Raw genomic sequence first — 7,431 nt, forward strand, 5'->3', positions numbered from 1 at the left:
GGGGTTCGAGGTCCAATGATGTAAAAAACCACGCTAAGAGGTTAATTCATTGTTTGTATTCAAATTTAATGGTCTTAACTCGCCCTTCAGAATATCTTCCGGTAACGAAAACGTATAATGTCCCAGCATATTTATATGGCCATGTATCAGCGGCGATAATCTTGCCAGATGCTCCTCTTCAGGTGTTTCCCCCGATTTGCGAAGATGTGACAACGCCTCCTGCATGTAAAGTGTATTCCACAGCACAACCGCATTGGTCACCAGACCCAGAGCACCGAGTTGATCTTCCTGCCCTTCACGGTAGCGTTTTCTAATCTCACCACGTTGTCCGTAGCAAATGGCTCGAGCCACTGCATGGCGTCCTTCTCCCCGGTTGAGCTGAGTGAGGATCCGACGCCGGTAATCCTCATCATCGATATAGTTGAGAAGATACAACGTCTTGTTGACCCGGCCCACTTCCATAATCGCCTGAGCCAGACCAGATGGTCGGCTACTTCTCAACAGTGAACGAATAAGCTCTGATGCATGGATGGTCCCAAGCTTCAGTGAGCCCGCCATTCGCATCATTTCATCCCATTGGGATTCTATTTTTGACAGTTCAACACATCCCCGGGCCAGCTCATTCAGGGCACCATAATGTGCCGTTTTATCTGCCCGCCAGAATATCGCCCCGCCTGCATCGGCCAGACGAGGGGAAAACTGGTAGCCCAGTAACCAGAACAGGCCAAAAATGATATCGCTGGATCCTGCCGTGTCCGTCATAATTTCTACCGGATTCAGCCCGGTCTGCTGCTCCAGAAGCCCTTCCAGTACAAAGATGGAATCACGAAGCGTCCCGGGAACTACAATGCCATGGAAACCGGAGTATTGATCGGAGACGAAGTTGTACCAGGTGATACCGCGTCCTGAACCAAAGTATTTACGATTTGGTCCGGAATTAACCGTTTTAACCGGTGTGACAAAACGCATACCATCTGCGGAGGCAACCTCACCACCTCCCCAGTACCCCGCGAGCGGCAGCGTGGACTGAAAATCAACCAGCCGTGCATTAGCGGTGACCAGCGTTTCTGCCCTGAGATAATTTTGTTTAACCCAGCTCAGACGATGGCGAGTAAGCGCGGGAATATTATGCTTTATCAGGGGTTCATGCCCTATATTGCAGGCTTCTGCCAGCAGTGTTGCGCACAGACTGACCTGGAGATCCTGCGCCCGAGCACCTGATTCACTGACGTGGCTGAATTCGCGGGTAAAACCGGTTCGGGCATCTATTTCAAGCAACAGCTCCGTCAGATCAACCGGAGGGATCAATTCTCTTACCCGACGATTCAATTGTATCAGTGCCGGTGGCTCATCCAGTTTATCCAGACTGCTAATCGTCAGTGAGGGATGCTTACCTTCATTGCTTATGCTGACCGCTGCGTTGCAGGCAAAACGTGAAGCCACTGATTTCCATGTGTCATCAAGCCGCGTAGCCAGTTGTTCTGCTGCTTTAGTTCCGTCTGATGGATGACCCAGCGCCCGACATACCGGGATGCGTTGTGCCTGCCATTCAGCTCCCTGAAGCAATTTTTGACGCGGGTCCCCCCACCGATCACTGTTCTCCAGCCAGAGATCACGACGGCGCAAAGAATCTTGAAGGCGCTCGAGAAGACACAGCGAGTAACCCGCTCGTAGAATCCTACCATCTCTGTCGTAGACCAGACGTTTCCATGGGCCGGAAATGATTTGCTCTGGTGCATCGTCGAGAATTCGCTTTTTTGAGCCACTCAGTTCGGCCAGATAATGGATTGCTGACAACGTGAGCTCCCCGGCCGGGGCGGCCTGAAAGTGTAAGTCACGCAACATCGCGGACAGGAAACGCTTCACCCGTCCATATTGTTCCACCATTTCATCCTGAAACTGAGTATCTTGCGGGCGCGCCAGCTCATTTACCTTGCCGACGGATTCAGCCAGTTTGTCCTTTGGTATGCGGCGAAAAATAGCCTGCCGCAGAGCTGCTTCATCGGTGTTCTCATCAAGTAATAACGTGCATGCCCGTGCCAGTAATAGCGCGGCACGATCAAGATCTTTCAGGGTCCTGAGCCGCTTTTTCTGCCCGATATTTTTTGCAGAACGCGTGATATCCAGAATAAGCATATCCAGCACATCCACGGCCTCGTCAAGCGCCGAAATTTCCTGTGCTTTCACAAACGCAGTAAGCACGGCCAGTCGCCGTTCGTCAGGCATTCTTGAAATGTATTTCACCGAAGCCATTCCGGCATAACGGGCCAAATTCCGCAGCTGGATGGCAGGCAGACCGGAGAAATTCAACCGGGAAAACTCCATGCTACGCAGTCGGGTATATCGCTCCAGGGCGTCTGTAAATGACGGCCCACTGATAGTGACAGGACCTTTTCGCATCTCCTCCAGCACCGATATACGCTGCCCTTCAGGTATTTCAAGTAAACCGTCCAGTTGTGTTTTCTGCCAGCTGTCAGGCAACAAAGCCAGCCTTCGCCATAATCGTCGACTTGCCCGTTCGCGTACTTCGCCAATCAGCCTTGTCAGAGTCGAGGCTGCGGGTAGCAGGATCTTATTTTGCAGCAACCATGCGGTAGCAAAATCAAACAGCAGACCTGGACGCTCATTGCTGAGCCAGGCGCGAGTATAGAGCAAACGCTTCAGTCTGAATGTCCAGGGGAAATCACCAAAATCATGATAATCATAATAGAGCTTGATAAGCCCCTGATGCTCCCAGCGGGTATTTTCTCTTTCAGCATACCGGGAAAGGATCTCTGGTCGGCTGATGTTCAACTGTGCCGCAATGTAAAAACGGATGAATGAGGGAATTTGAAGGGGATCAGGAAGAAACGTTCCCAGAAAGCGCGCCGTAGTCAGCTGAAGTGCAATCCCCAGCCGGTTATGTTTTCCCCGTCGCTGATTAATAAAAGCAAGGTCACGCTCATCCAGATGAAAATACCGAGCCAGCTGAACCTCATTTGGGTCTGCCACATAGCGACCGTAGTTTTCTGTCTGTTCGCTGGTAAGAAAGTCATCACTCATTGCGCATCCTTTCGTAAACGGGAGTTCTGTCCTTTTTTTAACCGTCTCAAATATTATAAATTGTGAGACTGCTCAAAACGGCATCATACATTAGTATCAAAAATCGCGATTTATACCTTATGATACTACGCAGTATCAATATCGATTTATGAGACCAAAATGGCATTATTAGGATATGCAAGAGTATCAACCAGCCATCAGAAACTGACGAGCCAGATTACTGAACTCAAAACAGCGGGAGTGAGGGATGATCGTGTATTTACTGACATGATGTCAGGAGCAACTGATGAGCGTGCAGGGCTACAGAGACTCCTTGCCAGAGCGGAGAAAGATGACATCATCCTCTGTACTAAAATGGATCGTCTAGGACGTAATACCGCTGATATGATTCGTATTGTGGATACTTGCTATAAAAAAGGCATCGCTATCCGATTTCTAGAGAATGGTCTTAGTACTGAAGGCACAATGGGAAAAATGGTTATCCAGATACTAGCAGCTGTTGCCGAGGCGGAACGAGAAAGGATCTTGGAGCGAACTAACGATGGGCGGAAGACCGCTATGATTAAGGGGGTCAAATTCGGAAGAAAGCCTCACAAGAAGGCTGAATTAGCTAATGAATTGATTAATAAGGACGTACAAGTTAAGGAAGTAATGGAAAAAACGGGTATATCAAGGGCGACCTATTTTAGGCTGAAAAGAAAAACAGCTATTAACTCTAACGAAGGATGAATTCAAAGTGAGTCAATACTTAAAGCTTGGAGATGACCAGTCTCCGGTTCAGTTGGATCCACACAGCGAAGTTGGTGCATTTAAAGTTGTTGGACACTGCTCATGGGCAAAACCAGGAGATAAAATCACTCCTGATTTTTTGCGTTTAAGAATAGAACCTTGGTTAACTGCTCTTTTTCAGTCTGAACACCTAAATATACTTATTGGCGCGGGACTTAGTTCAGCAATCCAAGAGTCAGCGACAGGCACGAAACCTCAAGGCATGGGATGGATTAATGATCTCAAAGTTTGCAAGGCTGAAATAGATAGTTATGTAGCTAAAACAGCTGAAGCCTCAGGAAGAGGAAGAGGTAATATTGAAGACCAAATCCGTTCAATTAATGAGTTAATTAAAGGATTAGAGATTTTAACTGCGCAAAATCTCCCACTTCCAGAACCGCCTCCTGGTGCTCTCCCATATCGAAATTTAAAAAGTGAGTTAGTTGAGTTAAATAATGAGCTAACAAGATGTTTGAAATTATTCTCAGATTCAGTTAGTAATGGGGAAAAGTTAATTCGCGATGCAAAAAACGATTTAAAAACACAAACGTTTAATTATTTAGTAAGTTTTTTGATGAGTTTTTCAAGTCGAACAGCGACAAGGGATCGATTACATATTTTCACGACGAATTACGACAGGATAATTGAAGCAGGAGCTGAAATAGCAGGTATTCGACTAATTGACAGATTTGTTGGTACTATAGCGCCTATTTTCAGATCTTCGCGACTAGAAGTCGACTATCATTATAATCCACCGGGTATTCGTGGTGAACCAAGATATTTGGAAGGTGTGGCGCGCTTTACTAAATTACATGGCTCATTGGACTGGTATACTACCGAAGGAGCCATAAGGCGATTTGGATTACCTTTTGGTGCGAGTTCGGTGGAACCCTTTTTACAAGTGGAGGCTGCTGGAGCAGCGAACTATCATCAATTAATGATTTATCCAAACTCGGTTAAAGACCGAGAAACATCAGAATACCCTTATGTTGAACTATTCAGAGACTTAGCATCTGCAACATGTCGTCCTAATAGTACTTTGGTAACATATGGTTATAGTTTTGGAGATGAACATATAAACCGTGTTATTATTGACATGCTGACAATACCCTCAACGCATATAGTAATAATTGCCTACGGCGATCCACTCGGTAGAATTATGCGCTTTGTAAACGAAAGTGGAAGAAAAGCTCAAATATCTTTATTACTTGGTGACCACTTTGGAGATATCAAGAATTTAGTGGATTTTTATCTTCCTAAAGCAGCGATAGACAGATCATCAATTCGTATGGCAGAACTATTGAAATCAAGGGGTTTATATCGTACAACAATTTCAAATAATAGCGAGGATGCTGAATGAACTCATTTCCGATTGAACAAGGTGAGCAACTCAGGGTCGGCACTGTAGATTTTGTTTCACCTAATGAAATTAGAGCAATATTAGAGATTGACTCACCTGATACTGTTGCTTTGAATGCAGGAACGCCTAGAAACTTTCCAAGAGTAAACAGTTATGTATTAATATCATGTGATAATGGTTACTTAGTTGGGCAAATAGAGTGGCTTGCTGTAGAACATTCGCCTTATCCAAAACAAAGAGATGTTCAAGAATTTGGTTTAGTAAATCTACCATTCCCCCGAAAAAAAATAAGTTTGAATCCGGTGGGAATGCTTAAACGTTTGTCCAAAGATGGTACTGATTATTTCAGATTTCAACGAGGTTCTGAATCGTTTCCTTCTATTGGGGCTGCTATTTTACTACCGACAGATTTACAACTTAGATCAATAGTCGAATCTGGAAATAATAGGCGAGTGATCATTGGACAAAGTCCACTTGCGAACAATGCAAATGTAGCTGTAGATCCTGATAGATTATTTGGTCGTCATGTAGCAGTGCTCGGAAATACTGGTAGCGGTAAGTCTTGCTCTGTATCTGGATTAATCCAGTGGTCACTCGAATCTGCATTGGAATCACAAATAAAACCAAATGCCAGATTTATCATCCTAGACCCCAACGGCGAGTATGCACGTGCTTTGGGGCCAACGACGAAATTTAAAGGTAGAGTATTTAAGGTTGAGGCTGAAGGCAGTGAAAACCAATTACAAGTACCCTCATGGTTTTGGAATAGTTCGGAGTGGGCATCATTCACGCAAGCAAGTCCTAAAGCACAACTTCCATTACTAAAACGCTCCTTGAGAGCAATGAGAAATGAAGAATTTGATTTACAAAAGAATATAGATATAGAAGTTAAAAAATACCTAGGTACAATTTTGGTTTCTTTAAAAGCGGATAAATCTAAAGGAGCAGCGGCACTTAATGATTTCCCTGGAGCCAAAAATCTTTTGGCTAAAATTAATATTTGGCGTCAGAGTCTGGAAGAATACAAAGCGAGATTAACTACACCATGCCCTGAGCTAGATAAATTAATCATCTCTATTCAAGATTTTTGTGGGCAAAGAGAAGGCAGATATCCAGATTACAATGCTAAAGTTAGCGCAGTTGATAACATCATAAATGGAGTGTTATCTTCATTTCAGAGCCTTGGAGGCGATGAGTGTGAACTCCTTCCTAAAAACGAGGATATCCCCGTCCCTTTTGACGGAAATAATTTAGTCTCCTATTTAGAGGCGTTAGCACAAGAAAATGGTAGCGAGCAATATGTTGAATATCTAGTAGCTAGAATACGCACAATGCTTGCGGATACAAGAATGAAACCCATAACCAATGACTCAGAGCATAGAGTTGACTTGGCTAATTGGTTAGAAACATATATTGGGAAAGATGGTGATGGTGATAGCTGCGTTTCAATTATTGATCTTTCTTTAGTACCAACTGAAATTACTCATCTTGTGACAGCTGTCATTTCAAGAATTATTTTTGAATCATTGCAACGTTATAGACGACTATATAACAAATCTTTACCTACGGTACTTGTTGCTGAAGAAGCACATACATTTATTAAACGGTATCGTGAGGACAGTGAAAATCAGGATGTCGCAGCTGTTTGCTGTCAAGTATTTGAGAAAATTGCACGAGAAGGCAGGAAATTTGGTCTCGGTATGGTTATTTCTTCGCAACGACCATCAGAATTATCACCTACAGTTTTATCTCAATGTAATACTTTTCTTCTGCATCGAATTAGCAATGACAAAGATCAGGAGCAAGTTCATAAAATGGTACCCGACAATTTGCGAGGATTACTCCGTGAATTGCCTTCATTGCCATCTCAACATGCAATACTGATGGGCTGGGCATCTGAACTTCCTGTCTTAGTTAAAATGAAAAATTTGACGAAAGAGCAGCAACCCCATTCTGATGACCCTGATTTCTGGGATGTTTGGACAAGAAAGGATGCTGATGGGAAATTGGTCGAGAGAACGGCCAATTGGGAAGCTGTTGTAAAGGAATGGCAACAAAATTGAACTGAAGTAGGATGTGAAAACGGGAGGGCAGATCGGAATTGAAGGAACTTTATGCAATCAATCTACTTGGTATTGCGTTCCATCGACCATCAGCCCCATGATCATTGGAGTAGCTGTAAATGCAGCACCTAATAATTAAAATAAAACAATAGGTTAACCTATTAACGTGGTTTTTTACATCGTTGGCCCTCAAACCCC

At 44.2% G+C, this 7,431-nt stretch carries 4 protein-coding genes; 3 read left to right on the forward strand and 1 reads right to left on the reverse strand.

Annotation, left to right across the window (positions count from 1 at the left end; all coding sequences use genetic code 11):
* Nucleotides 1-33: 33 nt before the first annotated feature.
* Entirely contained in the window at nucleotides 34-3,042 is a 3,009-nt protein-coding gene (locus ACHH0Z_RS25185) for a Tn3 family transposase (RefSeq protein ID WP_016156490.1), read from the reverse strand.
* A 159-nt stretch (nucleotides 3,043-3,201) separates the two neighbouring features.
* Here ACHH0Z_RS25185 and ACHH0Z_RS25190 point away from each other — a divergent pair, with 159 nt between their 5' ends.
* From ACHH0Z_RS25190 to ACHH0Z_RS25200, 3 genes are read left to right on the forward strand one after another with little or no spacing between them, the layout of a single operon-like run.
* Nucleotides 3,202-3,771: a recombinase family protein gene (locus tag ACHH0Z_RS25190; RefSeq protein ID WP_004098989.1), complete on the forward strand. Its 570-nt coding sequence runs from the start codon at nucleotides 3,202-3,204 to the stop codon at nucleotides 3,769-3,771.
* A 7-nt stretch (nucleotides 3,772-3,778) separates the two neighbouring features.
* Complete coding sequence (locus ACHH0Z_RS25195) at nucleotides 3,779-5,170, forward strand: SIR2 family protein (protein WP_004098990.1); 1,392 nt, start codon at nucleotides 3,779-3,781, stop codon at nucleotides 5,168-5,170.
* On the forward strand, nucleotides 5,167-7,233 hold the full coding sequence (locus tag ACHH0Z_RS25200) for an ATP-binding protein (protein WP_045409618.1): 2,067 nt from the start codon (nucleotides 5,167-5,169) through the stop codon (nucleotides 7,231-7,233). Before ACHH0Z_RS25195 ends, ACHH0Z_RS25200 begins: the two co-directional genes overlap by 4 nt.
* The last annotated feature ends 198 nt before the right edge of the window (nucleotides 7,234-7,431 follow it).

The sequence above is a fragment of the Enterobacter cloacae complex sp. 2024EL-00227 genome (assembly GCF_043945315.1).
Taxonomy (GTDB): Bacteria; Pseudomonadota; Gammaproteobacteria; order Enterobacterales; family Enterobacteriaceae; genus Enterobacter; species Enterobacter roggenkampii.

Excerpts from the sequence above, each read along its gene's own strand:
- ACHH0Z_RS25185 (WP_016156490.1), bottom strand. The coding sequence starts at position 3,042 with ATGAGTGATGACTTTCTTACCAGCGAACAGACAGAAAACTACGGTCGC.
- ACHH0Z_RS25190 (WP_004098989.1), top strand. The coding sequence starts at position 3,202 with ATGGCATTATTAGGATATGCAAGAGTATCAACCAGCCATCAGAAACTG.
- ACHH0Z_RS25200 (WP_045409618.1), top strand. The coding sequence starts at position 5,167 with ATGAACTCATTTCCGATTGAACAAGGTGAGCAACTCAGGGTCGGCACT.